The organism is Arenibaculum pallidiluteum, assembly GCF_017355985.1.
Classification (GTDB): Bacteria; Pseudomonadota; Alphaproteobacteria; order Azospirillales; family Azospirillaceae; genus Arenibaculum; species Arenibaculum pallidiluteum.
The window spans coordinates 632,444-657,499 of sequence record NZ_JAFIQU010000002.1 but is presented as its reverse complement, the minus strand read 5'-3'; the positions used below and the strand labels follow the sequence as shown (position 1 = coordinate 657,499).

The following is a 25,056-nucleotide window of genomic DNA, read 5'->3' as shown; positions in this document are numbered from 1 at the left end:
GATGGCGTGATCCCGCGCGGGATCGGCACCGCACGGCCTCTCGTGCGTTACCGATCCTGAGCCGGATGCGCCCACGGACATCCGCAAGAAGAAAAGGAGGAGCCACCGCCATGACCGCCCTGACCGGATCGCCTGCCTGGCGTGCGCTGCAGGCGCATCGTGACGAGATGGACGGGGTGCGCATGCGCGACCTGTTCGACCAGGATCCCGACCGGTTCCGCCGCTTCTCGCTGGAGCCCGGCGCCGGCTTCCTTGTGGACTACTCCAAGAACCGCATCACGCCCCGGACGGTCGAGCTGCTGCTGGATCTCGCGCGCCAACAGGACGTCGAAGGCTGGCGCGAGCGCATGTTCGAGGGGCGGCGGATCAATTCGACCGAGGACCGCGCTGTCCTCCACACGGCGCTGCGCGACCGCTCGGGCCGGCCGCTCAGCGTCGACGGCCAGGACGTGACCGCCGATGTCGAGGCGGTCCTCCACCGCGTCTGCCGGTTCGCCCAGGCCGTGCGTGACGGCGCCTGGACCGGCCATGCCGGGGGCCAGATCACCGACATCGTGAATATCGGGATCGGCGGATCCGATCTCGGCCCCGCGATGGTCTGCGAGGCGCTGCGCCCCTACGGGCATCCCGACCTGCGCATGCATTTCGTCTCGAACGTGGACGCGACCCACATCGCCGAGACGCTGAAGCGCTGCGATCCTGCCCGCACGCTGTTCGTGATCGCCTCCAAGACCTTCACGACCCAGGAAACGCTGGCCAACGCGCACACGGCCCGCTCGTGGTTCCTGGAGCATGTCGGCGACGAGTCGGCCATCGCTAGGCATTTCGTCGCCGTCTCCACCAACGAGGCGGCGGTCCGCGCCTTCGGCATCGACCCCGAGAACATGTTCGGCTTCTGGGACTGGGTCGGCGGCCGATATAGCCTGTGGTCCGCCATCGGCCTGCCCATCGCGCTCTTCATCGGTCCCGAGCGCTTCGTGGAGCTGCTCGACGGCGCCCATGCCATGGACGAGCATTTCCGCACGGCGCCGCTGGAGCGCAATGCGCCCGTCCTGCTGGGCATGCTGGGCGTCTGGTACGCGAATTTCTGGGGAGCGGCAGCCCATGCGGTGCTGCCCTACGACCAGTATCTCGCCAGGCTGCCGGCCTATCTGCAGCAGGCCGACATGGAGAGCAACGGCAAGAGCGTGAACCGCCGGGGCGAGCGCGTGGACTATCAGACGGGCCCCGTGATCTTCGGCGAGCCCGGGACCAACGGGCAGCACGCCTTCTACCAGCTCATCCACCAGGGCACGAAGCTGATCCCCTGCGATTTCATCGCCCCGGCCGTCAGCCACAACCCGATGGGCGAGCACCACGCGCTGCTGCTCTCGAACTTCCTGGCCCAGACCGAGGCGCTGATGCGCGGCAAGACCGAGGAAGAGGTCCGCGCCGAGCTGGCGGGCCAGGGCCTGTCGGGCGAGGCGCTGGAGGCGCTGGTGCCCCACAAGGTTTTCGAGGGCAACAGGCCCACCAACTCGATCCTGCTGGAGCGGCTGGACCCCGGCCGGCTCGGCATGCTGATCGCGCTCTACGAGCACAAGATCTTCGTGCAGGGCATCGTGTGGGAGGTGAATTCCTTCGACCAGTGGGGTGTCGAGCTCGGCAAGCAGCTTGCGAAGGCGATCCTGCCGGAGGTCCGGGGGCAGAAGCCGCCGGGCGGCCACGACTCCTCGACGGTGGGGCTGGTCAGGACCGCCCTGCGCTCCGCCGCGGGCGCCGGTTGAAGCGCTCCGCCGCGGGCGCCGGTTGAAGCGCTCCGCCGCGGGCGCCGGTTGAAGCGCTCCGCCGCGGGCGCGGGGTGACGCGCTCCGCCGCGGGCGCGGACTGAGGCGGCGGCGCAACGCCCCGCCCCCGCGCGGCGCGGGCGGCTCAGCCGATCAGGCCGGCGTAGCCGAGGCCAAGGACCAGCGCCAGGGTCAGCGCGAGGCCCAGGAGCGCGCTCAGCCGTTCGCCGGGCGTCCAGCGCCACCAGTCCTTCTTGAAGCTCTGCAGGATCTCAGACACGGTCGGGGTCCATAGGCAGCGTTCCCTTGAGAAAAGCACGGGTTGGCCCACGGGATCCGTGTCGTTTGTCACACCTTGGGATGTTGCTCCCTTTCGATCGTGAGTGTGTCCCGCGTGCAACGCGCCTCCGGACCGGCCACGAAATTCCGCTGCCCCTGTCCGCACCTGCCGCCGCGCGGCGCATCCTGGAGCAGGGGATGGCGAAGCGTGACGGCAACGGGGGACGGACGTGCGGGAGGCGAAGGCGGAGACCGGCGACCCGGCGGAGGGCCCGGCAGGGGACTCGACAGAGGACCTGTCAGAGGACCTGTCAGAGGACGCGGGCGGGCGTGACCTCGCCCGGGCGGTCGCGGCGCTCTCCGGCGGCGACCTGCTGCGGCTGCAGGCCCTGGCGCGGCTGCGGGCACGCGGCCTGCCCGGTGTGGAATGGGCGGACATCCTGCACGAGGCCGTGCTGCGCGCCCTGAGCGGCGCCCGCGAATGGCCCCACGACGTTTCGCTCCTGGCCTTCCTGGCCGGGGTCATGCGCAGCATCGCCGACGAGCATGCCCGTCGCGCCCGCCGGGAGCGCAGGGCCGGCTCCGGTGGCGGCGCGCTGGACGAGGCGGAGCTGCTGGCCGACGAATCTCCCGGCGCGGATCCCGAGCGTCTGGTGGCCGGGGCGCAGGCGCTGGCCAGCCTCCGCGGCCTTTTCGCCGGCGACCCGGTGGCCCTCAGGATCGTCGCGGGACTTGCCGAGGGCCTCTCAGCGGCCGAGATCCGGGCGAGGCACGCCCTCGGCGAGACCGAGTACGACACCGCGCGGCGCCGGATGCGCCGGATCCTGCTGCGGCGGGACGGAGGGGGAGGCGATCCATGACCCGCTGGCGGCCCGATCTCGGCCACGAGCTTCTGCTCGGGATCCTGGAGCGCGAGATCCTGGAGGCGGGAGAGGACGAGCTGCGCGAGATCCTCGCCGAGGAGGGCCCCCAGGCGGCGGAGATGGTCCGGCGCCTGATCCGCGCAGCCATGGAGGAGCACGAGACCGCGCCGGGCGCGACCCCGGCCGGCGCGGGCGCCGGCCCCGCCGGAAGCGGCAAAGGGAGGATGGAATGACGCCGCAGGAGCTCGCGATCGTGCGCCGTGCCTATGCCAGGCAGGTCATGGCGGCCGACCGGCCCGTCACGGACGCCCGCATCGAGGAGGCCTTCGCCCGCGTCCCGCGCGAGGACTTCCTGGGCCCTGGGCCGTGGCCAGTCTTCCGCTTCTGGCGGAACGGCTACGCCATCACGCCGGATGCCGACCCCGTGCATCTCTACACCAACGACATCGTGGGCATCGCGCCCGAGCGCGGCATCAACAACGGCCAGCCCTCGCTGCACGCCCATCTGCTGGCCTGCGCCGCCCCGCGGGACGGCGAGCACCTCGTGCATGTCGGGGCCGGGGTCGGCTACTTCACCGCGATCATGGCGCATCTGGTGGGGCCCTCGGGCCGGGTGACGGCCATCGAGCTGGAACCCGACCTGGCAGCCCGCGCCCGGGCGAACCTGGCGGGCTTCGTGAACGTCGCCGTGATCGAGGGCGACGGCAGCGCCGCCGGCTTCGATCCCGCCGACGTGATCTACGTGAACGCCGGCGCGACGCACCCGGCGGATGCCTGGCTGGACGGGCTGCGCGAGCGCGGGCGGCTGGTGCTGCCTCTGACGACGGACCGCGGCTTCGGGGCGGGCGACCCGGCGGCGATCCACCGGCGCGGCGCGGTGTTCGTGATCACCCGCCAGCACGGGGAATTCGCGGCGCGCTGGATCTCGCCGGTCGCGATCTATCCCTGCGCCGGCTTGCGCGACGCGGAGTCCGAGCGGGCCCTCGCCGCCGCCTTCGCCAAGGGCCCGCCCACCGGCGTCGCGCGCCTGATCCGGATATCGGGCGAGGCGCGCGATGTTCCGGACGCGCTTGCGGAGGACCGTTGCTGGCTGCGCGCGCCGGGTTGGGCGCTGGCCTGTGGCTGAGGCCGCCGCTCAGCCCTGCGCGCCGCGCTCGCTGTCGAGATGGGCCATCTGCGCCTCGGCATAGCGCGCGCCAGCGACCGCCTCGGCAGGCACAGCCGCCTCGATGGCGGCCAGGTCCCCGGGTGAGAGCGCCAGGCGGAGGGATCCCAGGGACTCGTCCAGCCGGTCGCGGCGCCGCGCCCCGATCAGTGGCACGATGTCCGTTCCGCGCGCCAGGACCCAGGCAATCGCGACCTGGGCGACGCTGGCGCCGAGCCCTGCCGCGACCTGCCGCAGCGTCTCGACCAGCGCCAGGTTGCGGCCCAGGTTCGCGCCCTGGAAGCGGGGGCTGGTGCCGCGGAAGTCGCGCGCGCCGATGCGTGCCTGCGGCGTCCAGTGGCCGCTGATCAGGCCGCGGGACAGGACGCCATAGGCGGTGACGCCGATACCGAGTTCGCGGCAGGCCGGCAGGATCTCGGCTTCGATTCCGCGCGAGATCAGCGAGTACTCGATCTGCAGGTCGGCGATCGGGTGCACGGCATGGGCGCGCCGCAGCGTGTCGGCTCCGACCTCGGACAGGCCGGCATGGCGGACATAGCCGGCCTTGACCATGTCGGCGATGGCGCCCACCGTCTCCTCCACCGGGACCGCCGGATCCAGGCGTGCTGGGCGGTAGATGTCGACATAATCGGTTCCCAGGCGCCTCAGGGTATAGGCCAGCGCCGTCTTCACCGCGGCAGGCCGGGCGTCGTAGCCGATCCAGTTGCCGGCGGGGTCGCGCTGGGCGCCGAACTTCACGCTGATCTGCACGTCCTCGCGCCGTCGCCCGGCCAGCGCCTCGGCGATCAAAAGCTCGTTGTGGCCCATGCCGTAGAAGTCGCCGGTGTCGAGAAGCGTGACTCCGGAATCGAGGGCGGCATGGATGGTGGCGATGCTCTCGGCCCGGTCGGCGGGGCCGTAGAGGTCGGACATGCCCATGCAGCCGAGGCCGATGGTTGCGGTCTGTGGGCCGGCTGTGCCCAATCTGCGTTGCGGGATCATGCTGGGACCCTGGTCCTGAGGTGGCTATGCGGGGATCAACCGTCGGGACCGCCCATCGTCGGTCCCGGCGCCTTCGCGGCGATCGCCGGCCATGGCAGGCGCCGAGTTCCGCGAGTCGCTTAGCGCGGCGCGGTTCCGGCCGCCGCGATGCCCTCGATGGCAGGCTGCGGCCCGGTATCGCGGTGGGTCGGCCGGCGGGGGCGGCGGGGGCGGAGCTCAGGTTTGCGACGCTTCCCGCCCGTATTCCCCGGGATCGGCCGGCCGGCTGCGTCGGCGTCGTGGTCCGCGGGAATCGCCGTTAAGTCTTCGCTAAGGCGCCATGGCGTCTGATGGAGGGTGGCGACGGCTGCCCGGACCATCCGGCGGCCAGCCGCCTTCCTTCGCCTGTGGAGCACAAACTGGCCCAGCCCTCCGCCGAGAAGAAGCCGCTGACGCGGATGACGCAGGCGCAGCTCGACGCCGTGGTGAAGCGGCACGAGATGTTCCGCAACGCCCGGATGGGCGGGGCGCGGGCGACGCTGTCCTTCTACGACCTCTCGGGGCTGAACCTGGCCGGCCGCGACCTCGCCCATGCCGATTTCGTGGGGTCGTCCCTGAAGGGCGCGGACCTGTCAGGCTCGCGGCTCGACTGCGCGGCCATGTTCGCGGTCGACCTGCGCCAGGCCAATCTCGAGAACGCCAGCCTGATCAAGACCGACCTGCGCGGGGCCTGCCTGCGCGGCGCGGTCCTGATCGGCGCCAATCTCTTCGAGAGCGACCTGCGCGACGGCACGCTGGCCGAGACCGACCGCACGGGCAACCTGCGCGTCGTCCATATGGAGACGCATCCGACCGAGGCGTCGGGGGCGAACCTGACCGGCGCGAACCTGACCAACGCGCGACTCTCGGGGGCCATCGCGCTGCATACCGACTTCACCGATGCGGTGATGCGCGGATGCAAGCTCGTGCGCGCGACCATGCGCGGTGCCAATTTCACGGGCTCGAACCTCGAGGGGGCCGACCTGTCGGGTGCCGATCTGCGCGGCGCCTGCCTGAAGGGCGCCGTGCTGACCGGGGCCACGCTTGTGATGGCCGAGATGGCGGGCTGCGACACGGAAGGCGTGCTGACCGACACTCCGGCCGGTCGGCCGCTGTCCGAGCTCGGCCAGCCGCTGGAGGAAATGCTGCGCGGCCACACGCTGTTCGTGGGCTCCAACGGCGCCGAGGGCCGGTTCCTCGATCTCACGGGCTACGACCTGCGCGGCGGCCCGTCGCTGGCCCGCCTCTGCCTGACCATGATCAAGGCGCCGAAATCCTGCTTCTTCGGCCTCGACCTGCGCGGTGTCCAGCTCCAGGCCGGCAACCTGGAGGAGGCGGACCTGCGCACCTGCCGCCTGTCCGAGGCCGACCTCCGCGGCATCAACCTGCGCCAGGCGAAGCTGAACAATGCCGACCTGCGCGGCGTCGATCTACGTCCGCTGGTCCTCAGCGAGACCCGGACGCTCGCCTCCGACCTGTCGGGCGCGCGGCTGCGCTATGCGGATCTCGCGGGCGCGAATCTCCGCAAGGTGAACCTGGCCGGCGCCGATCTCAGCCATGCCAACCTGGACGGCGCCGACCTGACCGGAGCAAACCTGTCGGAGGCGCAGCTCTCCGGCGCCCGCTACGACGAGCGGCAGCTCGCCGTCGCCTCGGGAGCTTCCCGGTAGCGTTCCCGCCTGCGGCGGCAGTAGCCCCGGCTCGGCCCCGGCATGGGTGACATCGCAGGCCGAACCCCCTAAATCTAGGGGATGCCGATCCGCCTCCTTCCCGAGACCCTGGTCAACCGCATCGCCGCCGGCGAGGTGGTGGAGCGGCCGGCGGCCGCGGCCAAGGAGATCGTCGAGAACGCGCTCGATGCCGGCGCCACCCGGATCGAGGTGGTCGTCCGCGACGGCGGGCGCAGCCTGATCTCGGTCACCGATGACGGCTGCGGCATGGGCCCGGACGAGCTGGAGCTGGCGGTCGAGCGCCATGCGACCTCGAAGCTGCCGGGCGACGACCTGCTGGACATCCGTACCCTGGGCTTCCGGGGCGAGGCGCTGCCTTCCATCGGTGCGGTCAGCCGGCTGACGCTGACCTCGCGGCTGCGCGGGTCCGACGGGGCCTGGCAGCTCACCGTCGAGGGCGGCGCCAAGGGCGCGCCGGCGCCCGCTGCCCACCCGCCTGGCACCCGCGTCGAGGTGCGGGACCTCTTCTACGCGACGCCGGCGCGGCTGAAGTTCCTGAAGCAGCCGCGCACGGAGTTCGAGCACGTCCAGGATACCATCGAACGCCTGGCCATGGCCCATCCGGACGTCGCCTTCACCCTGTCCGACGGGGCGCGCACCGTGCTGCGCCTGAATGCGGGCGAGGGGCGGCTGGCCAGGCTCTCGGCGCTGATCGGACGCGACTTCGCCGACAATGCGGTCGCGGTCGAGGCCGAGCGCCAGGGCGTGCGCCTGTCCGGCCATATCGGGCTTCCGACGCTGAACCGCGCGACCGCGCGCGAGCAGTACCTGTTCGTGAACGGCCGCCCGGTGCGGGACAAGCTGATGGTCGGCGCGGTGCGCGGCGCCTATGCCGACGTCCTGGCCCGGGACCGGCATGCCGTGCTGGCGCTGTTCCTGGAGATCGACCCGCAGGAGGTCGACGTGAACGTCCATCCCGCGAAGGCCGAGGTCCGCTTCCGCGACCAGGCGCTGGTGCGCGGGCTGATCGTGGGGGCCCTGCGGCACGCCCTCGCCCAGGCGGGGCACCGGGCCAGCAGCACGGTCGCCGCCGCGACGCTGGAGGCCTTCGCCCCGCGCGTCGAGCCCGCGCCGTTCCCGGCGATCTCCGGCGCCGCCGCGCGGGCCGGGACGGGCAGCCCGGCGGGTGGCCCGGTCTACCGCCAGGCCTGGGAGTGGGAGCGCCCGGCGCCGGTGCGCCCCGGGCTGGCCGAGGCCGCGCGCGAGTTCCAGGCGCCGCTGGACCTGGGATCGGCGGCGCCGTCCGCGCGCACGCCGGTGCCGGCGGTGCGCGCGGCTCCCGGACCGGGCGAGGCGGAGGCGGGACCCGGCGCCGGGGCGGAGCCCGAGCGCCACCCGCTGGGCGCCGCCCGCGGCCAGGTGCACAACACCTATATCGTGGCCCAGACCGCCGACGGGATCGTGATCGTCGACCAGCACGCGGCCCACGAGCGCCTGGTCTACGAGCGCGTCAAGGACGCGCTGATCGAGGGCGGCGTCCGCCGGCAGATGCTGCTGATCCCCGAGGTCGTGGAGCTGGACGAGCCCTCCGTCGAGCGCCTGGCGCGGCGCAGCGACGAGCTGGCAGAGCTCGGCCTGTGCCTCGAGCCCTTCGGGACTGGCTGCGTGGTCGTGCGCGAGGTGCCGGCCTTGCTGGGCCAGGCCGACGTGCAGGGGCTGGTGCGCGACCTCGCCGACGAGCTGGCGGAGCTCGACGAGGCGCTGAGCCTGCGCGAGCGGCTGGACGCCGTCTGCTCCACCATGGCCTGTCACGGCTCGGTGCGGGCGGGCCGGCCCATGAACCTCGACGAGATGAACGCCCTGCTGCGCCAGATGGAGGCGACGCCCCGCAGCGGCCAGTGCAACCACGGCCGGCCGACCTATGTGGAGCTGAAGCTCTCGGACATCGAAAGGCTGTTCGGGCGGCGCTGAGGGGCATGGCGCCACGCGCTTCGCAGTCCCGGCGGGACCCTGCCCCCGGTGCGGCCGGGTGCCGCGCCGGCCTGCGATCGGCCCGCGCGGCCGCGGGCGGCGGCGCGCAGCGGGCCGTTGCAGGGTCAGCGGACGATGATGCTGTTCCTGACCTCCTTGACGCCGGACGTGCGCTTGGCGATCTCGCCTGCCCGGACCTTGGTCTGCGCCGAATCGACGAAGCCGCTCAACTGGACCACGTTCTGCATGGTCTCGACCCCGATGTCCTTCAGGCCCAGCTCGTCGACGAGGGCCGCCCTGACCTTGGTCGAGACCACCGCATCGTCGGCATACTCGCCAGGCGTCTGGCGCCCCGAGATCGCAGTGCAACCTGTCGCCGACACGACGATTGCCAATGCTGCGAGCATGGTGCGCATCTGACCAATCCTCATGACCATCGCGGACAACTCCTCCAGCTCCGATGAGTGAAGGCACGGCGCGTCGGCCGTGCCGCAACTCGTGCTTATATCGGTGCAGTCCGGCGCACCGGCGACAGCTCATCGGGCCAATGTTTTGAAACTGCGAGTAGCGGGGCCGCCGATCTCGGTAGTCCCTTGGACGAAGACCTCGGATGAACGGGACGTCCGCATTACCGGGGCGGCTATGATGTGCCCCGACACCGAGATCGAAAGGCGCAGCGGACCGGGCCGCCGCGCTCAGCCGGCCACGACCCGCAGGAAGCTGATGCGCGTCTCGCCGTAGCCGCGTTCATCGAGGGCCGCGAGGCCCGACGGCAGGGCCAGCGGGTCGCGCGCGGCGGTCTCGACCACCACCAGCGCCCCCGGGGCCAGCCAGCCGCGGGCCAGGAGCGCGGGCAGGGCGGCCTCGGCCAGACCCTTGCCGTAGGGCGGGTCCAGGAAGGCGAGGGTGCAGGGCTCGGGGGCCGGCGGCGGGCGCGTCGCGTCGGCGCGCAGGATCCGGCAGCGTGCCTGCTCGCCCAGCGCCGCGGCGTTGCGGCGGGCCGCGTCGAGCGACGGCGTCGAGACGTCCATCAGCACAGCGCGCAGCGCCCCGCGCGAGATCGCCTCCAGCGCCAGCGCCCCGGTGCCGCAGAAGGCGTCCAGCACGATGGCATCTTCAATGGCGGCCCCGGCGGACGACGCGTCGTCCGCCCCCCAGGCGGCATGGGCGAGCACGTTGAACAGGGCTTCTCGGGTCCGATCGCTGGTCGGCCGGACGTCGCGGCCCGCGGGCGCCTCGATCCGCCGCCCGCGGTGCCTACCGCCGACGATCCGCACCGCGCCCTCCGCCCGGGCGGCCGCGGCCGGGTCCCTCGCCGCGCGGGCGCCCGCCCGAGGGCGGTCCTTCACCGCGGCCGGGGCGCCCGGCGGGCTGCCGGTCGCCGCGCTGATCGCCCTTTTGGCCGCCCCGCTTGCCGCCGCTCGGGTCAACGCGGGCCGCACGGTCCTGGCGCTCCGGCCGGTCCTGGCGCGAGCCGGTCTCGGCCTTCGAGGCGCCGAAGCGGCCCCGGGCCGGGGCACCGCCCGACGGGGCCGTCCGGTCAGCGGTGTAGCGGGACTCCCTCGGGCCGTGGCCCGCGGGCTCGGCACGCGGCCGTCCGTCGCGGGCGGGCCGTTCGCTGCGGAAGCCTGCGTCCTCGCGCCCGGGACGCTCGCCGTCCCTGCGGCCGCGGCCGGGCTCCGGGGGGCCGTCCTCGCCGCGGCGGCGGTCGGCCACGATGCGCGCCGGGCTGCGCGGGCCCGGCCGCGCCTCGGCTTCCCGGGCGGCGTTGCGCGCCTTCACCTCGGCCAGGGTCGGGGCGCGGCCGCCCGGGACGGCGCGGGGCACGACGCGGGCCTCGGCCGGCGCATCGCGGCGCTGCGCGACGTCCTCGCGCCCGGAGAAGAACTTCGCCGCCTGGTCCCTGAGCACGCGGCGCGGCACCTCCTCGACCTCGCCGCGTTCGAGCTTGCCGAGCTGGAAGGGGCCGTAGGCGGTGCGGATCAGGCGCGTCACCTGAAGGCCCAGATGCTCGAGCACCCGGCGGACCTCGCGGTTCTTGCCCTCCTTGATGCTCATCACCAGCCAGGCGTTGCTGCCCTGCTCGCGCTCGAGCTCGGCCTCGATCGGGCCGTAGTCGACATCGCCGACCCGCACGCCCCTGGACAGGCGCTTCAGCGCGTCGGGGTCGACCTTGCCGTGGACGCGCACACGATAGCGCCGCGTCCAGCCGGTGGCGGGCAGCTCGAGATGCCGGGCCAGCTCGCCGTCATTGGTGAGCAGCAGCAGCCCCTCGGTGGTCAGGTCGAGCCGGCCGACCGAGACGACGCGGGGCATGTCGGGCGGCAGGTGGTCGAAGACGGTCTCGCGGCCCTTCTCGTCGCGCGCGCTGGTCACCAGCCCGTCGGGCTTGTGGTAGCGCCACAGCCGCGTCGCCTCCGGCTCGGGCAGGGGCTTCCCGTCGACCGTCACCTGGTCGCCGGCCTGCACCAGCGTCGCGGGCGTCGTCAGCACGGCGCCGTTGACGGCGACGCGCCCCTCGGCGACCAGCACCTCGGCGTCGCGGCGCGAGCACACCCCCGCGCGCGCCAGGCGCTTGGCGATGCGCTCGCCGGCGGGGGCGGGGCGGGCGTCCTCGGGGGAGTCCTGCTCGGATTTCGTGTTCTTGGCCATGGGGGCGGACTGTAGGCGCCCGAGGGCCCTGCCGCAATCGCGCCGGGGCGGGTTGCGCCGCCGCGGTGGCTGGGGCAAGGTGCCGGCGATGTCCGATGTCCCGGCCGACAGCCAGCCCCATCCGCCCGGCGACCGGCCGATGGCGCTCGCCTTCGCCGAGGCCGCCGCCGCCGCCGCCCGCGGCGAGGTGCCGGTCGGCGCGGTGGTGCTCGGCCCCGACGGACGGGTGCTCGGCCGCGCCGGCAACCGTACCGAGGCGCTGAGGGACCCCACCGCCCATGCCGAGATCCTGGCGATCCGCGAGGCCTGCGCCGCCCTGGGCGAGCCGCGGCTTCCTGGCTGCGATCTCTACGTGACGCTGGAGCCCTGCGCCCTGTGCGCAGCGGCGATCTCCTTCGCCCGGATCCGGCGCCTCTACTTCGGCGCCTACGACCCCAAGGGCGGCGGCGTCGAGCATGGGCCCCGCTTCTTCGGGCAGCCGACCTGCCACCACGCGCCCGAGGTCTATGGCGGCATCGACGAGCGCCGGGCGGCAGCCCTGCTGCGGGACTTCTTCCGCGAGCGACGCTGACCGAAAGTTCGCGTCGCTTTGGTGGCGAAACCTTGCGGGCAGCTCGCCCCATTCGACGTGCCCTCTTGGCAGAGGGCCTTCGCGGAAGAGGAACCCCCTTAGAGCCTCGAGGTTGGGGTGGCGCCGGCCAACGCGCCGGCAGCTCAGACGTCCCAAGTCATCACGAAACCTCAGAGGAACCCAACCATGGCAACTTTGACCACGGGCGCATCCGGCGTGAGCTTCGGCGAGGCCGGAAGTCTCCCGAACCCGGACAGCTACACGGTCGTGACCGCCAGCAATGACGCCGTCGTGGCCGTCGGTGCGGACGGCAGCGTCATCAGCATGGAAGGCGATTTCACGATCTCCGAAGACTTCACCGGCGGCGGGACGGGCAGCGGGACCGGCGCCCCGGGAACCGGCACGGATGACGGAACCGCCGGCGGCGGGACCGATGCTCCAGGGACCGGGGGCGGTGCCACCGACGCTCCCGCAACCGGCGACGGCTCCACCGGTTCCGGCGGCGGCGCGGTCGCCGATGGCGGGACGGGCAGCGGAACCGGGGGCGGCGCGGGCTCCGAGGACACCCCGGGCGGCACCCCCGCTGATGACGGCGCCGATGCCGGCGCGCCGTCCCTTTCGGACGTGGTGACGGACGGCACGGTGCGCTCGCTGGTCTTCAACGACGGCAACGGCGGCGGCTTCTCGCTGGGCAATGCCAACTTCAACTGGAACCGCTTCGAGGCGGCCCTGATCGATGCAGCCGGCGGGGATGCCGGCGGCGGGACTGGCGGCACCGATGGCGGAACCGGGACCGACGACGGAACCGGCACCGATGGCGGTACGGGCGCCACGGATGGCGGCACCGGGACCGGCACGGGCACCGGGACGGGCGGCTCCGCCGATGGCGCAACCGGCGGCGGGACTGACGGCGGCGCGACCGGTGGCACGGGTGCCGATGCGGCGCCGGTCGCTGCCGCGGATGGCACGGCCGAGGGCACGGCGGGCTCCGAAGGGACGAGCGGCGGCGCGGACGGCTCGACGGATGCCACGGACGGCTCGACCGACGGGACTGCCGATGGCGGCACGGATGTCGGCGCCCCCGGCGATGCGCTGCAGGATCTCCTGCAGGGCATCTTCAACGGCGGCGACCTGATGATCGGCGGCGCCGGCAACGACACGCTGAACGGCTTCAACGGCAATGACGTCGTCGTCAGCGGCGGCGGCACCGACGTGCTGGAAGGCGGCGCGGGCAGCGACGTGCTGGTCCTGAACGGGACCCGTGCGAGCTTCACCTTCGCAGCAGCCTCGGATGATGGTGCCGGCGGCGGCACGGGCACCGATGGCGGCACTGGAACCGGCGGTGGCACGGGTGCCGGGACCGACGGCGGCACCGGCGGCTCCGCCGATGGCGCAACGGGCGGCACGGGCGCCGACGCCGCCCCGGCGGCCGTGGCCGACGGGAGCGCGTCGGACGGCTCCGCCGAGGGCACCGCGGGCGATGCCGCAGATGGCTCGGCGGGCGGTTCGACGGACGGCACGGCCGGCGGCTCGGCCGATGGCGCAACGGGCGGCGAGGGGTCGATCGACTTCGCCGACGGCGTCTTCACGGCCACCGGCACCGGCGCCACCGTCGAGTTCACCGAGTTCGAGTCCGTCGCCTTCCAGGATGGCGTGTTCTCGGTGGAGGAGCTGTTCGCCGACGGCGGAACCGGATCCGGCGGCACCGATGGTGGTGCCGGGTCGGGTACCGGCGGCACGGGCGCTGGCGGCGGGACAGGTTCCGGCACTGGCACGGATGCCGGTGCGGGCACCGAAGCCGGCGCGGGGACCGGCGGCACGACACAGGTCCTGGCGACGGACTACTTCTTCGCCTGAGCCCGACGCCACCGGGTGGCCACCGCCACCCGGTGGCGTCACTTGGCACCGGGCGGCCTCGGCCGCCCGGTGCTTCCCCTTTCCGAGGTTTGCGATGAGCGAGGGAGACACGCGGGCCGGCCGCAACCCCGGGGACGAGGCACCGCCGGGATCGCCTCAGAGCGGCGAGGCGGTCTGTCCGGACTGCGGCGGGACCGGGGACAGAGCGGGGTCCCCTTGCCCGGCCTGCGGGGGCACCGGCCGGATCACCGCGATCGTGGGCGACGCCTGATCCCGCCTGCCACCCCGGCGCCCTTGGCCGCCGTGCCGGGACTCAGCGGCCCACGGCGCGCCAGCCGATGTCGCGCCGGCAGAAACCCTCCGCCCAGTCGATCCGCTCCACCGCCTCGTAGGCGAGGGTGCGTGCCTCGCCGACGGTGGGGGCGATGGCCGTGACGCCGAGCACCCGGCCCCCGGCCGCGAGGATCGTGCCGTCCGGCCCCCGGGCGGTGCCGGCATGGAACACCGTGACGTCGGGCAGCGCCGCGGCCTCGTCCAGGCCGTGGATCTCGGTCCCCTTCACCACCGCGCCGGGATAGCCCTTGGCGGCCATCACCACGCACAGTGCGGCATCCTCGTACCAGCGCGCCGACGCGTTGCGGAGCTGGCCCTCGCAGGCGGCCAGCAGGATCGGCAGCACGTCGGACATCATGCGCTTCATCAGGACCTGGCATTCGGGGTCGCCGAAGCGCGCGTTGTATTCCAGAAGCTTGGGCACCGGGCCGTCGGCGCCCGGACAGATCATCAGGCCGGCGAAGAGGACGCCACGGAACGGGTTGCCCTCGGCCGCCATGCCCCGCACGGTCGGCTCGATGATCTCGCGCAGCACGCGCGCCTCGAGCGCCGGGGTCATGATCGAGACCGGCGAATAGGCGCCCATGCCGCCGGTGTTGGGCCCGGTGTCGCCGTCGCCCACGCGCTTGTGGTCCTGGCAGGAGGCCAGCGGCAGGGCGTGGGTGCCGTCGACCAGGGCGAAGAAGCTGACCTCCTCGCCCTCCAGGAACTCCTCGATCACAAGCTCCGCCCCGGCCGCGCCGAAGGCGTTGCCGACCAGCGCTTCGTCGATGGCGGCATGGGCCTCCTCCAGCGTCGCGCAGATGGTGACGCCCTTGCCTGCGGCGAGGCCGTCGGCCTTCACCACCAGCGGCGCTCCCATGCGCTCGGCGAAGGCGTGGGCGGCGCCCGGCTCCGAGAACCGCCCATAGGCGGCGGTCGGGATGCCGTGGCGGGCGCACAGATCCTTCATGAAGCCCTTCGATCCCTCGATGGCGGCAGCTGCCGCGCTGGGGCCGAAGGCCTTGATGCCGGCCGCCTGCAGGCGGTCGACGAGGCCGAGGACCAGCGGCACCTCGGGCCCCACCACGACCAGGTCCACGGCCTGCTCGGTCGCAAAGCGGACGAGCCCGTCGAGGTCGTCGACGGCGATCGGGACGCATTCGGCCTCGCGCTCGATCCCGGCATTGCCGGGGGCGCAGAACAGGCGGTCGCAGAGCGGCGAGGCCGCGATCGCCCAGCACAGCGCGTGCTCCCGCCCGCCCGAGCCGACCACCAGAACCTTCATGGGAACTCCCTTCGCCAGCTTCCGCCCCGCCCTGCCGGGGTTGTATCATGCGCCGGCCATGACTCAAGACGAAGCCGCGCCGCCGGAGCGCAGCCCCGGCCCGCGGCCGGGCTCCAACCTTCCCGAGCTCTCCGTGAGCGAACTCAGCCGGGCGCTCAAGCGCACGGTGGAGGATGCCTTCGGCTACGTGCGCGTGCGGGGAGAGATCTCGCAGCCGAAGTTCCACGGCTCCGGGCATTGCTATCTGCGCCTCAAGGACGAATCAGCGGTGCTCGAGGCCGTGTGCTGGAAGGGCACCGTTCTCCGGCTGTCGGTCCGGCCCGAGGAAGGGCTGGAGGTCATCTGCACCGGCAAGCTCACCACATATCCCGGCCGCTCGCAGTACCAGCTCGTGATCGACAGCATGGAGCTGGCCGGCGAGGGCGCGCTGCTGAAGCTGCTGGAGGAGCGCAAGCGGCGCCTGGCTGCCGAGGGGCTGTTCGATCCCGCGCGCAAGCGACCCCTGCCGTTCCTGCCGCAGGTGATCGGGGTCGTGACCTCGCCCACCGGAGCGGTGATCCGGGACATCCTGCACCGTCTGGACGACCGCTTCCCGCGCCGGGTGCTGGTCTGGCCGGTGGCCGTCCAGGGCGATGCCGCAGCCGGTCAGATCGCCGCTGCGATCGAGGGCTTCAACCGCTTGGCGCCGGACGGCAGGGTGCCCCGGCCGGACCTGCTGATCGTGGCCCGGGGCGGTGGAAGCCTCGAGGATCTAATGCCCTTCAACGAGGAGGTGGTGGTGCGCGCCGCGGCCGCCTCGGGGATCCCGCTGATCTCGGCGGTCGGGCACGAGACCGACACGACCCTGATCGACTTCGCGGCCGACCGGCGTGCCCCCACGCCCACCGCGGCGGCCGAGATGGCGGTGCCCGTGCGCGCCGAGCTGCTGGCCGAGGTGATGGATTGCGCGCGCCGGCTCTACGCCTGCACCACCCGCGGGATCGAGGAGCGGCGCACCCGCGTCGAGGGGCTGGCCCGCGGCCTCGGCGACCCGGCCGCGCTCCTGGAGGGCTGCGTCCAGCGGCTGGACGACCGGGCCGAGCGGCTGAACCTCGCCGTCGGCACGGTGCTGGACCGCAGGCGCACGCGGGTCGGCGAACTCGCGGCCCGCATTCGCCACCCGCGGGAGATCCTGGGCGAGAGCCGCAGCCGGCTCGACGGTGAAGGCCGGGCTCTGGCCATGGCGCTGCGCCAGGTGCTGGCGGCCGAGCGCGGGCGCCTCGCCGCCAGCGCGGGCCGGCTCAGCCTCGTTCCGACCCGCCAGCGGCTGGCCGAGGGGGCACGCCGCTCGGCCGAGCTGGCCGATCGGCTGAAGCGTGCCCACCTGCGCGGCATCGACGTGGCGGGCCAGCGGCTGGAACGGGCTGCCGGCCTCCTCGAGAGCTATTCCTTCCGCCGGGTGCTCGATCGCGGCTTCGCGCTGATCACCGACGCCGACGGCCATCCCGTCTCGGCCGCGGCCGAGACGCAGCCGGGCCAGGCGGTGACGCTGGAGTTCCGCGATGGCAAGGCCGAGGCGGTGATCGGAGGCGTTCCCGCCCCCGGGCCCGCCCTGCCGCCGCCCGCGGGCCGGAAGCCGCGCGAGCGTGCGCAACGGCCACCCGTGCCGATACAGGAAAGCCTGTTCTGACGGAAGGTCGGTTCGTGCTCCGGCGGCTCAGTCCGGCCAGCGCCGATGCAGCCACAGCCACTGGGCCGGCCGCTCCCGGATCCAGGATTCCAGCAGTGCGTTGAAGCGGACCAGAAGCGCATGGGCGGCGCCTTCGGACCCGTCCTCGGTATCACCCTCCGGCACCGGGAGGGGCGGCAGCACCGTGAGGCGAAAGCGGGCGCCCTCCAGCCGCTCGATGCGCGCGGGCAGCATCGGCGCTTTGAAGCGGACGGCGAACTGCGCCGCGGCCGGCGCGGTCATGGCATCGCGCCCGAAGAAGGGCACCGGGACGCCGTCGTTGAACTTCTGATCCATCAGCATGCCGACGCTGCGTCCCGCACGCAGGGCCGCCAGCAATGCGCGGGCGCCGTTCCGGCCCTTCTCGACGTGTTCGCCGTCGATGGCCTCGCGGGCGCGGTCCAGAAGGCGGGCGACCAGCGGGTTGTTGGGGCGCCGGTAGACCAGCGTCAGCGGCAGGCCATGGAGCGCCGCCGCATGGGACAGCAGCTCCCAGTTGGCGAGATGACCCGAGACGAGGATCGCCGGCTTGCCGCTGGCCGCCGCGGCGCGCAGGTGCTCGGAACCGAGGATCTCGACCCGGCAATCGCCCCCGCGGCCCCACAGCCGCGCGATGTGGGGATACTCGGCCGCGACACGCCCGAGATTCTCCCACATGCCGGCGAGGACCTCCTGCCGCGCCGCGGCGTCGAGTTCGGGCATCGCGCGCTGGAGGTTCGAGAGGGCCTTGCGGCTGGCCGCGAGCCGCGGCCCGATGTAGCGCGCGAGCCGGCCGCCGAGGGCCGAGGCGGTGTCCAGGGGAAGCAGCCGGAACAGCCCGTAGAGCAGCCAGAGCGCGGCCGCCTGCAGCGGGTAGTCGAGCCAGCGCTGGCGCCAGCGCGACCGGGCGGACCTATGCGCCATGCCCGTGCTCCCCCGGGTGTTCCGACCGGTTCGCCTCCGGATGCCCGGCGCCGCGCCCGGCGGGGCCGAGAAAGCGGTCCAGCAGCCCGTCCACGGCGCCGGGGTCGTCCCAGACCAGACGCACCGGCAGCACCCGCACGCGGCCGGCCCAGCCGGGCGGCAGGCGAACCGCGTCCTTCTCGGTGGTCAGCAGCGCGGCCCCCGCACGCTCGGCCTCGGCCGCGAGCGCCGCCAGCTCACCCTCGGTGAAGGGGTGGTGATCGGCGAAGGGAACGGCCCGCACGAGATCGATGCCCAGCATCCGGCAGGTCTCGAAGAACTTCCCCGGGCGGCCGATCCCCGCGAAGGCGACCGCGCGCAGGCCGCGCGGCACCCCGGATCCCGGAACGGGGACGAGGCGGGCGCCGAGCACCGGCAGCCTTGCGTCGAGCCGGTGGCGCAGGTCCGTGCGGTCCTCGCCCACCAGCACCACGGCTTGGGCCCGGGCCAGGCCGCGCGCGACCGGCTCGCGCAACGGGCCCGCCGGAACGAGCCTGCCGTTTCCGAAGCCCACGGCGCCGTCCACGACCACGAGGCTGAGGTCCTTGCGCAGGGCCGGGTTCTGGAAGCCGTCGTCCAGGATCACCGCCCGCGCGCCGGCGGCGACCGCCGCCGCCGCGCCCGCGGCGCGGTCCCGGGCGACCCAGGTCGGCCGCGCGCGCGCCAGGAGCAGGGCCTCGTCCCCGACCTCGGCGGGGCCGTGGCGCGCGGGGTCGACACGGGCGGGACCGCGCAGCGATCCCCCATGGCCGCGGGTCACCACATGGGCGCCGGGCAGGCGCTCGGCCAGCGCGATGGCGACCGGCGTCTTTCCGGCCCCGCCGGCGACCAGGTTGCCGACGCAGAGCACGGGCACGCCGACCGCGGCCGGGCTGCCGAGCGCCAGGCGCAGGCGCCCGGCTACGCCGTAGAGCCGGCCCAGCGGATCCAGCGCGCCGGCCAGGGCGCGGGCCGTCCGGCTCTCCGCCGCGTACCAGAAGGACGGCGTCCTCATGGCGCGGCGACGCCGGCCTCGGCCAGGAGCGGCGCCAGGGCTTCCATCACCCGGTCGATCACCCGGGCATTGCGCTCGGCCACGCGCGTGGCGCCCGCGCTCAGGCGGGCGCGCTCGGCGGGATCGTTCAGAAGCCGGTCCACGGCCGCGGCGAGCGCCGCCGCATCGGCGACGGGCAGCGCCGCGCGCTCGGCCTCCAGCTCGGCCGCCATGGCGGCGAAGTTGGTCATGCGCGGCCCGTACAGGATCGCGCAGCCGAGCTGCGCGGGCTCGACGGGATTGTGGCCGCCCCAGACGAAGGAGCCGCCGACGCAGGCGACGGGGCTCAGCCGGTAGAAGAGGCCCATTTCGCCCATGGTGTCGGCGAGCCAGACAGCGTCGTTTCGGGCGGGCAGGGCACCCTGGGACCGGCGCGCGACGCCCAGGCCGCGCTCCGCGAGCATGGCCGCGATCTCGCCGCCCCGCGCGGGGTGCCGCGGCGCAAGGACCGTCAGCAGCCCGGGATGGCGGGCCGCCACCCGTGCGTGGACATCGGCCGCGATCGCCTCCTCGCCGGGATGGGAGCTCGCGAAGAGCCACAGCGGCCGGTCCGCGACCGCCGCTCGCGCGCCTTCCAGCGCCTCGGCCCGCGCGGGCAGCGGCGGGGCGGAGTATTTCAGGTTGCCCAGCACCCGCACGTCGGTGGCGCCGAGGGCGCGCAGGCGCTCGGCCTCGGCCTCGCCCTGGGCGAGGCACAACCGGAACGAGGCCAGCAGCGGCCCGATGAAGCCGGGCAGGCGGCGCCAGCCCTCGAAGGAGCGGGCCGACATGCGTGCATTGACCAGGGCGGTCGGCACGCTGCGCCGGCGCAGCTCGGTCAGCATGTTGGGCCAGATCTCGGATTCCACCCACAGCGCCATGTCCGGCCGCCAGTGGTCGAGAAAGCGGCGCACCCAGCGCAGACGGTCCACCGGGACATACTGGTGGAAGGCGCCGGCGGGCAGCCTCTGCGCCATGAGCCGGGCCGAGGTCACGGTCCCGGTGGTCACGAGCACCGAGATGCCTGGGCGCAGCGCCAGCAGATGCTCGACCAGCGTCAGGATCGACAGGGATTCGCCGACGCTCGCGGCATGGCACCACACCAGCCGTCCCTCCGGGCGGGGCAGCCCGGCAATGCCGAGCCGCTCCTGCTGCCGGTCGGGGTCCTCCTTGCCGGCGGCGAGGCGGCGGGCAAGCAGAAGACGGATCGCGGGTCCGCCGAGGTCCGTCAGCCCGCGGTACAGTCTCTGCAGCATCGTGACGAGCGAAGGTCCGGATCGTTCGGGCCGGGGCGTGCCCGGCGCGGGCGGGGACCTTAGCATGCCGCGGGATCGGGCCTAAGCCCTTTCCGCGCCCACCGGCCGGGCGGACCCAGCCGCGGAGGGGTTCAGTGGAAGGGGCGCAGGTTGTCCAGGAATTGCTGGGCCGAGGCCCGCCAGGAGAAGCGCAGTGCATAGTCGCGGCAGGCCGCAGGATCGATCCCCAGGGCGCCGCGCACGGCGCGCCCGAGATCCTCGTCCAGCACGCCCACGCCCGACCCGTCGATCACGTCGAGCGGTCCGGGGACGGGATAGGCCGCCACCGGAACGCCCGAGGCCAGCGCCTCCAGCAGGACCAGGCCGAAGGTGTCCGTGCGCGAGGGGAAGACGAAGACGTCGGCCGCAGCGTAGTGGCGGGCCAGCTCCTCGCCATGCTTGGCGCCGACGAAGCGGACCTGGGGAAAGCGCTGGCGCAGCTCGGCAAGCTGCGGGCCGTCGCCCACCACGAACTTGGTGCCCGGCAGGTCGAGCGACAGGAAGTCCTCGAGGTTCTTCTCGACCGCGACGCGGCCGACATACATCGAGATCGGTCGTGGCGCGTCCAGGAAATCCTTGTCGCCGGGACGGAACAGTGCCGTGTCGACGCCCCGGCTCCAGCGTCGGATGTTCGAGAAGCCGCGCCGGCGAAGGTCGTCCTCGATGGTCTGGGTGGCGACCATCACCGCATGGGCGGGGGCGTGGAAGCGCCGGACCACCGCGTAGCTCAGCGCCAGCGGCACCGGGGCCCGGTCGCGGATGTATTCGGGAAAGCGCGTGTGATAGGCCGTGGTGAAGGGAAGGCCGTGCCGCAGGCAGTAGCGGCGGGCGGCGAACCCCAGCGGACCCTCCGTCGCGATATGGATCGCGTCCGGATGGAACCCGGCGATCAGCCGGGCCAGGCGGCGGCCTGCCGCCAGCGCCAGGCGGATCTCGGGATAGGTCGGCATGGGCACGGTGCGGAAGCGGTCCGGCCCGATGATCTCGACCGTATGGCCGAGCGCCTCGAGCTCCTGCCGCGTCGTGTTCAGCGTCCTGACCACCCCGTTGACCTGGGGGTGCCAGGCGTCCGAGACGATCAGGATCCTCACGCTGCCGCCTTCAAGGGCGCCCGCAGTCGTGAATCCGCCCAGTGAATGATTTCCAGCACGCCGCTCTCGTGCTCGACGAGCGCGGTGCAGGATTCGACCCAATCCCCGTCGTTGCAATAGAGGACCCCTTCCATGTCGCGCATCTGGGCGCTGTGGATGTGGCCGCACACGATCCCGTCGACCTCGCGGCGGCGGGCCTCCTCGGCCAGCGCCTGCTCGTAGTTGCCGATGTACTCGACGGCGTTCTTGACCTTGTGCTTGAGGTAGGCGCTCAGCGACCAGTAGGTGAAGCCGAGCTTGCGCCGGATCAGGTTGAACCAGGTGTTCACCGCCAGCAGGAGCACGTAGGCGTGATCGCCCACATGGGCGAGCCATTTCGCGTACTTCACCACCGCGTCGAACTGGTCGCCGTGCAGCACGAGCAGCCGCTTCCCGTCCGCGGTCTCGTGGATGGCGTCCTCGACCACCATCACGCCGCCGAACTGCAGCCCGATGTAGTCCTTCAGCCCCTCGTCATGGTTGCCGGGGATGTACAGGACCTTCGTGCCCTTGCGCGCCTTGCGCAGGAGCTTTTGCACAACGTCGTTGTGGGCCTGAGGCCAGTACCAGGTGCGCTTCAGGCGCCAGCCGTCGACGATGTCGCCGACGAGGTAGAGGTATTCGCTGTCGGTGCTCCGCAGGAAATCCAGGAGAAGCTCCGCGTTGCAGCCACGCGTTCCCAGATGGACGTCGGACAGGAAGATGCTCCGATAGCGTCGGACGCCTTGATCGACTTTCATGCGCGACTCCGTCAAGGGTTTGCGCTGTCGATCGGGGTATACATCTAGATATAGCCTTAGATCAATGGTCACTTTATAAGTGATGCGCGTGCTGTGTTTGATTCATGACTTTGAAACACAGACAGTAGTCTTGTTGTCATTAAAGATAACGCAAATCGTAACAATGGGCGGGGTTGGGAAATGCCTGAGGAGAGCGTGCAGCCGCGGCGCCTGCTGGTCGTCCGCAACCCGACCGCAGGTCGCCGGCGGGTGCGCCGCTACCGGGCGGTGCTTGACGCGCTGCAGGATCTCGGCGCCGAGGTCGAGATCCGCGAGACCGCGGGAAGGGGGGATGCCGAGCGTATCGCGCGCGAGGCGGACCCGGCGGCTCATGATGCGCTCGTGGTGGCCGGCGGCGACGGCACGGTGAACGAGGCGCTGAACGGGCTGCTGTCGCGGGCGGAGGGACCGGCACCGGCACTGGGCCTGATCCCGTTGGGCACGGCGAACGTGCTGGCCGCCGAGCTGGGCCTGCCCAGGGGCGCGAAGGCGCTGGCCCGGATCCTGGCGCTTGGCGCGCCGCGTCGGATTCACCCCGGTCTTACGGGAGGGCGTGGATTCTCGATGATGGTGGGGGCCGGGCTCGATGCCCAGGTGGTGGAACGTGTCGACCCCGTCCTCAAGCGACTGAGCGGCAAGGGTGCCTATGTCTGGGAGACCCTGAGCCAGCTCGTGCGGCACAGGCCGCGGCGCTACCGGGTGACCGTCGGCGGGACCTCATGGGAGGTCGGCTCGGTGATCGTCGCCAAGGGGCATTTCTACGCGGGCCGCTTTGTCTGCGCGCCGGCGGCGCGCCTCGACGAGCCGATCCTCCAGGTCTGCCTCTTCCCGCGCATCGGCCGCTGGCACGCCCTGCGCTACACCGCGGCCGTGGTGCTGGGCTTCGTGCACCACCTGCGCGATTACGCCGTAGTCCCCGCCGACCGCGTTTTGATCGACGGGCCCGAGGGCGATCCGGTCCAGGGGGATGGCGACGTGATCGCGCGCCTGCCCGTGGAGGTGACCTTGGCGCCCCGCGGAATTGAGGTGCTCGCCGGTCCGACGGGATTTCCACGGAGTTCCGGGATTCCCTGGGCGCGATTCCGGGTGGCTAGATCCCAGGGCATATGCCCGACCGGGTCGGATGCCACCCATCGGGGGTTATCAACACCGGATCGTCTTGGCCCTTGACAGCCCGTTGGAGCATGGGGTCATGCCAGTGTCGCGGCGGCCGGATGAGTACAGAAGGTGATTCTCTGGGAAAAACAATGGCTTGTGGGAATGCCTATTTAATGGGCAGAAATGCGGCCTCCCAGGGATTCCCTAGGTCCCGGAGAGAAAGCCGCCGATTCATCCAGCGACTTATCCACAGGATCCGGGGATAACCCCTTCGGTTAAGCCCTTCGGCAGGGATTCCCGGGGATTTCCCGGGGGTCACCCTGGCCCGCGCAACGCGTCACCGCATCGCGCGCCAAATTGGTGCGCAAGCCTTGCGGACCCCGGCGGCGCACCGATGCGCGCCGTCAGGCGCCCGCCAGGATCGCCTCGGTCGCGGAGGCGCCAATCTCGCGAAGCTCCTCCAGGGAAGCGCCCGCACGGGCGCGCAGGGCCAACCCGCTCAGCAGGTCGTTCATCAGGCTTGCCCGCCGCTCGACAGGAAATCCGGCCGGCAGCTCGCCGCGTGCGATGCCCGATCTCAAGAATTCGGTGAAGGCCTTGTCGCGGGCCGCGATGCCGGCTTCCAGGATCTCGCGCACGGGAAGCATCGAATGCGCCGACTGTGCCGCGACACAGGTGAGCAGGCAGCCCGAGCCGCCATGCTGCCCGGAGACACGCTCAGCCATGTGGTTGAACACCGCGTTGATACCGGCGCGCATGCTCGGCGCGGCCTCCAGCAGGGCGGTGATCTCGGCGCGGCCGCGTTGCCCGTAGCGCTGGAGCGCCTTGAGATAGAGCTGCTCCTTGTTGCCGAAGGCGGCGTAGACGCTCGGCTTCGTCAGTCCCATGGCGGAAGCCAGCGCATCGGTGTCCGCGGCTTCGAAGCCGAGGCGCCAGAAGACCTCGACCGCACGGTCCAGCGCCGTGTCGGGGTCGAAGCTGCGGGGACGCCCTCTGGGGCGGCCTCCGGCCTCGGTGCAAGATTTTTGTACCATCGAGTATAAATTTCCTTGACGGGGTCCGTGGGTCTTAATATATACCGATCCGTAGCGAATGCAACGGGGCGCCCCGGCGACCCGCTCCTCCCAGAAAGCCCTGCCCGAGGGCAGGCGATACGGAAAGGAAAATGGTTATGAAGGCCCTCTCTTACACCCTGGTCGTGACCGCCCTGCTGGCCACGGCCCCTGCGATGGCCAATGACGGCAACATCGGCGTGAACCAGTTCCACGGCTCGGACACGCTGGCCTCGTACGCCGCCGAGCCGAGCCATGCCTCTCCCGTCCAGGAGGCGATCCGCCGGGCCGCGGCCGAGGCGTCCGCCAGGCCCCAGCGGAACCTGATGGTCTGGGGCGACCGCGCCGTCGATCCGATCTACGCCGAGCCGGCGCCCGCCGTGGGCGTTGCCCACAGCGCGCCGGTGCAGGCCGAGACGGCCTTCGGCGGGACCGACTTCGCCTTGATCTACGCCAACTGACGGCTGCCGCCTGACGGCCGCCATCGACCTGAAATCGAACCCGAGGACACGATCATGAAGACTCTCGCTTACTCCCTCGCCCTCGTCGCCCTGCTGGGCGCCGGCAGCGCTTCCGCCGACGACGGAAGCACCGGGAAGAACCTGTTCATCGGCAGCACCGACCTGACGTCCTTCATGGCGCAGGAG

The 25,056-nt window shown here is 72.5% G+C and carries 23 protein-coding genes; 11 read left to right on the top strand and 12 right to left on the bottom strand.

Annotation, left to right across the window (positions count from 1 at the left end):
• Positions 1-110 precede the first annotated feature (110 nt).
• Complete coding sequence (pgi, locus tag JUB13_RS07080; protein ID WP_207478072.1) at positions 111-1,766, top strand: glucose-6-phosphate isomerase; 1,656 nt, start codon at positions 111-113, stop codon at positions 1,764-1,766.
• A 145-nt stretch (positions 1,767-1,911) separates the two neighbouring features.
• On the opposite strand, the gene JUB13_RS31790 is transcribed toward pgi, so the two are convergent.
• Positions 1,912-2,046, bottom strand: a complete 135-nt coding sequence (locus JUB13_RS31790) for a hypothetical protein (protein ID WP_268914338.1) — start codon at positions 2,044-2,046, stop codon at positions 1,912-1,914.
• 229 nt (positions 2,047-2,275) lie between these two features.
• On the opposite strand from JUB13_RS31790, the gene JUB13_RS31225 reads away from it, so the two are divergent.
• From JUB13_RS31225 to JUB13_RS07065, 3 genes are read left to right on the top strand one after another with little or no spacing between them, the layout of a single operon-like run.
• A complete protein-coding gene (locus JUB13_RS31225) occupies positions 2,276-2,905 on the top strand; it encodes an ECF-type sigma factor (RefSeq protein ID WP_207478071.1) in 630 nt (209 codons plus the stop codon).
• Positions 2,902-3,141 carry a hypothetical protein gene (locus JUB13_RS07070; protein WP_207478070.1) on the top strand — a complete coding sequence of 80 codons (240 nt, stop codon included), beginning with the start codon at positions 2,902-2,904 and terminating at the stop codon, positions 3,139-3,141. Before JUB13_RS31225 ends, JUB13_RS07070 begins: the two co-directional genes overlap by 4 nt.
• The gene (locus tag JUB13_RS07065; RefSeq protein WP_207478069.1) at positions 3,138-4,034 is read left to right on the top strand and encodes a protein-L-isoaspartate O-methyltransferase family protein; all 897 of its coding nucleotides are present in this window, start codon (positions 3,138-3,140) and stop codon (positions 4,032-4,034) included. The genes JUB13_RS07070 and JUB13_RS07065 overlap by 4 nt, the downstream gene beginning before the upstream one ends.
• 9 nt (positions 4,035-4,043) lie before the next feature.
• Here JUB13_RS07065 and JUB13_RS07060 read toward each other — a convergent pair whose 3' ends face one another.
• Positions 4,044-5,054, bottom strand: a complete 1,011-nt coding sequence (locus JUB13_RS07060) for an aldo/keto reductase (RefSeq protein ID WP_211115476.1) — start codon at positions 5,052-5,054, stop codon at positions 4,044-4,046.
• Between the two features lie 329 nt (positions 5,055-5,383).
• Here JUB13_RS07060 and JUB13_RS07055 point away from each other — a divergent pair, with 329 nt between their 5' ends.
• The gene (locus JUB13_RS07055) at positions 5,384-6,742 is read left to right on the top strand and encodes a pentapeptide repeat-containing protein (protein WP_207478068.1); all 1,359 of its coding nucleotides are present in this window, start codon (positions 5,384-5,386) and stop codon (positions 6,740-6,742) included.
• An 81-nt stretch (positions 6,743-6,823) separates the two neighbouring features.
• Positions 6,824-8,713: a DNA mismatch repair endonuclease MutL gene (gene mutL / locus JUB13_RS07050; protein ID WP_207478067.1), complete on the top strand. Its 1,890-nt coding sequence runs from the start codon at positions 6,824-6,826 to the stop codon at positions 8,711-8,713.
• Between the two features lie 125 nt (positions 8,714-8,838).
• Here the strand turns inward: mutL and JUB13_RS07045 are convergent, their stop codons facing one another.
• The 3 genes from JUB13_RS07045 to JUB13_RS07035 form a co-directional block, all read right to left on the bottom strand.
• On the bottom strand, positions 8,839-9,150 hold the full coding sequence (locus JUB13_RS07045; protein ID WP_207478066.1) for a BON domain-containing protein: 312 nt from the start codon (positions 9,148-9,150) through the stop codon (positions 8,839-8,841).
• Between the two features lie 258 nt (positions 9,151-9,408).
• Positions 9,409-9,990 carry an RsmD family RNA methyltransferase gene (locus JUB13_RS07040; protein WP_207478065.1) on the bottom strand — a complete coding sequence of 194 codons (582 nt, stop codon included), beginning with the start codon at positions 9,988-9,990 and terminating at the stop codon, positions 9,409-9,411.
• Positions 9,971-11,365 carry a pseudouridine synthase gene (locus tag JUB13_RS07035; protein WP_207478064.1) on the bottom strand — a complete coding sequence of 465 codons (1,395 nt, stop codon included), beginning with the start codon at positions 11,363-11,365 and terminating at the stop codon, positions 9,971-9,973. The genes JUB13_RS07040 and JUB13_RS07035 overlap by 20 nt, the downstream gene beginning before the upstream one ends.
• A 139-nt stretch (positions 11,366-11,504) precedes the next feature.
• Here JUB13_RS07035 and JUB13_RS07030 point away from each other — a divergent pair, with 139 nt between their 5' ends.
• Together JUB13_RS07030 and JUB13_RS07025 are read left to right on the top strand one after the other, a co-directional pair.
• Entirely contained in the window at positions 11,505-11,936 is a 432-nt protein-coding gene (locus JUB13_RS07030; RefSeq protein WP_207478116.1) for a nucleoside deaminase, read from the top strand.
• A 186-nt stretch (positions 11,937-12,122) separates the two neighbouring features.
• On the top strand, positions 12,123-13,793 hold the full coding sequence (locus JUB13_RS07025; RefSeq protein WP_207478063.1) for a calcium-binding protein: 1,671 nt from the start codon (positions 12,123-12,125) through the stop codon (positions 13,791-13,793).
• A gap of 313 nt (positions 13,794-14,106) precedes the next feature.
• Here the strand turns inward: JUB13_RS07025 and purD are convergent, their stop codons facing one another.
• Complete coding sequence (gene purD / locus JUB13_RS07020) at positions 14,107-15,393, bottom strand: phosphoribosylamine--glycine ligase (RefSeq protein WP_207478062.1); 1,287 nt, start codon at positions 15,391-15,393, stop codon at positions 14,107-14,109.
• Positions 15,394-15,451: 58 nt separating this feature from the next.
• Between purD and xseA the strand changes: the two genes are divergently transcribed.
• Positions 15,452-17,062 carry an exodeoxyribonuclease VII large subunit gene (gene xseA, locus JUB13_RS07015; protein ID WP_236024760.1) on the top strand — a complete coding sequence of 537 codons (1,611 nt, stop codon included), beginning with the start codon at positions 15,452-15,454 and terminating at the stop codon, positions 17,060-17,062.
• A gap of 27 nt (positions 17,063-17,089) precedes the next feature.
• On the opposite strand, the gene JUB13_RS07010 is transcribed toward xseA, so the two are convergent.
• From JUB13_RS07010 to JUB13_RS06990, 5 genes are all read right to left on the bottom strand, one after another.
• Positions 17,090-18,004, bottom strand: a complete 915-nt coding sequence (locus JUB13_RS07010; protein ID WP_207478060.1) for a lysophospholipid acyltransferase family protein — start codon at positions 18,002-18,004, stop codon at positions 17,090-17,092.
• Entirely contained in the window at positions 17,994-19,037 is a 1,044-nt protein-coding gene (lpxK, locus tag JUB13_RS07005; protein WP_207478059.1) for a tetraacyldisaccharide 4'-kinase, read from the bottom strand. The genes JUB13_RS07010 and lpxK overlap by 11 nt, the downstream gene beginning before the upstream one ends.
• A complete protein-coding gene (locus JUB13_RS07000; RefSeq protein ID WP_207478058.1) occupies positions 19,034-20,311 on the bottom strand; it encodes a 3-deoxy-D-manno-octulosonic acid transferase in 1,278 nt (425 codons plus the stop codon). Before JUB13_RS07000 ends, lpxK begins: the two co-directional genes overlap by 4 nt.
• A 131-nt stretch (positions 20,312-20,442) precedes the next feature.
• Complete coding sequence (locus tag JUB13_RS06995) at positions 20,443-21,441, bottom strand: glycosyltransferase family 4 protein (RefSeq protein ID WP_207478057.1); 999 nt, start codon at positions 21,439-21,441, stop codon at positions 20,443-20,445.
• Positions 21,438-22,220, bottom strand: coding sequence for a UDP-2,3-diacylglucosamine diphosphatase (locus JUB13_RS06990; protein ID WP_207478056.1), 783 nt, complete (start codon positions 22,218-22,220; stop codon positions 21,438-21,440). Before JUB13_RS06990 ends, JUB13_RS06995 begins: the two co-directional genes overlap by 4 nt.
• Before the next feature lie 180 nt (positions 22,221-22,400).
• Here JUB13_RS06990 and JUB13_RS06985 point away from each other — a divergent pair, with 180 nt between their 5' ends.
• A complete protein-coding gene (locus JUB13_RS06985) occupies positions 22,401-23,429 on the top strand; it encodes a diacylglycerol/lipid kinase family protein (RefSeq protein ID WP_207478055.1) in 1,029 nt (342 codons plus the stop codon).
• A 332-nt stretch (positions 23,430-23,761) separates the two neighbouring features.
• Here the strand turns inward: JUB13_RS06985 and JUB13_RS06980 are convergent, their stop codons facing one another.
• Positions 23,762-24,391, bottom strand: coding sequence for a TetR/AcrR family transcriptional regulator (locus JUB13_RS06980; RefSeq protein ID WP_207478054.1), 630 nt, complete (start codon positions 24,389-24,391; stop codon positions 23,762-23,764).
• A 137-nt stretch (positions 24,392-24,528) separates the two neighbouring features.
• Between JUB13_RS06980 and JUB13_RS06975 the strand changes: the two genes are divergently transcribed.
• Positions 24,529-24,870 carry a hypothetical protein gene (locus JUB13_RS06975; RefSeq protein WP_207478053.1) on the top strand — a complete coding sequence of 114 codons (342 nt, stop codon included), beginning with the start codon at positions 24,529-24,531 and terminating at the stop codon, positions 24,868-24,870.
• Positions 24,871-25,056: the final 186 nt, after the last annotated feature.

Bases quoted from the DNA above. Each gene is read 5' to 3' on its own strand.
- JUB13_RS06985 (WP_207478055.1), top strand. From the start codon at position 22,401: ATGCCTGAGGAGAGCGTGCAGCCGCGGCGCCTGCTGGTCGTCCGCAAC.
- JUB13_RS07010 (WP_207478060.1), bottom strand. From the start codon at position 18,004: ATGGCGCATAGGTCCGCCCGGTCGCGCTGGCGCCAGCGCTGGCTCGAC.
- JUB13_RS06975 (WP_207478053.1), top strand. From the start codon at position 24,529: ATGAAGGCCCTCTCTTACACCCTGGTCGTGACCGCCCTGCTGGCCACG.
- JUB13_RS07035 (WP_207478064.1), bottom strand. From the start codon at position 11,365: ATGGCCAAGAACACGAAATCCGAGCAGGACTCCCCCGAGGACGCCCGC.
- mutL (WP_207478067.1), top strand. From the start codon at position 6,824: ATGCCGATCCGCCTCCTTCCCGAGACCCTGGTCAACCGCATCGCCGCC.
- JUB13_RS07070 (WP_207478070.1), top strand. From the start codon at position 2,902: ATGACCCGCTGGCGGCCCGATCTCGGCCACGAGCTTCTGCTCGGGATC.
- purD (WP_207478062.1), bottom strand. From the start codon at position 15,393: ATGAAGGTTCTGGTGGTCGGCTCGGGCGGGCGGGAGCACGCGCTGTGC.
- JUB13_RS07055 (WP_207478068.1), top strand. From the start codon at position 5,384: ATGGAGGGTGGCGACGGCTGCCCGGACCATCCGGCGGCCAGCCGCCTT.
- JUB13_RS06980 (WP_207478054.1), bottom strand. From the start codon at position 24,391: ATGGTACAAAAATCTTGCACCGAGGCCGGAGGCCGCCCCAGAGGGCGT.
- xseA (WP_236024760.1), top strand. From the start codon at position 15,452: ATGACTCAAGACGAAGCCGCGCCGCCGGAGCGCAGCCCCGGCCCGCGG.
- lpxK (WP_207478059.1), bottom strand. From the start codon at position 19,037: ATGAGGACGCCGTCCTTCTGGTACGCGGCGGAGAGCCGGACGGCCCGC.
- JUB13_RS07025 (WP_207478063.1), top strand. From the start codon at position 12,123: ATGGCAACTTTGACCACGGGCGCATCCGGCGTGAGCTTCGGCGAGGCC.
- JUB13_RS07045 (WP_207478066.1), bottom strand. From the start codon at position 9,150: ATGGTCATGAGGATTGGTCAGATGCGCACCATGCTCGCAGCATTGGCA.
- JUB13_RS07000 (WP_207478058.1), bottom strand. From the start codon at position 20,311: ATGCTGCAGAGACTGTACCGCGGGCTGACGGACCTCGGCGGACCCGCG.
- JUB13_RS06990 (WP_207478056.1), bottom strand. From the start codon at position 22,220: ATGAAAGTCGATCAAGGCGTCCGACGCTATCGGAGCATCTTCCTGTCC.
- JUB13_RS07060 (WP_211115476.1), bottom strand. From the start codon at position 5,054: ATGATCCCGCAACGCAGATTGGGCACAGCCGGCCCACAGACCGCAACC.
- JUB13_RS07065 (WP_207478069.1), top strand. From the start codon at position 3,138: ATGACGCCGCAGGAGCTCGCGATCGTGCGCCGTGCCTATGCCAGGCAG.
- JUB13_RS07030 (WP_207478116.1), top strand. From the start codon at position 11,505: ATGGCGCTCGCCTTCGCCGAGGCCGCCGCCGCCGCCGCCCGCGGCGAG.
- pgi (WP_207478072.1), top strand. From the start codon at position 111: ATGACCGCCCTGACCGGATCGCCTGCCTGGCGTGCGCTGCAGGCGCAT.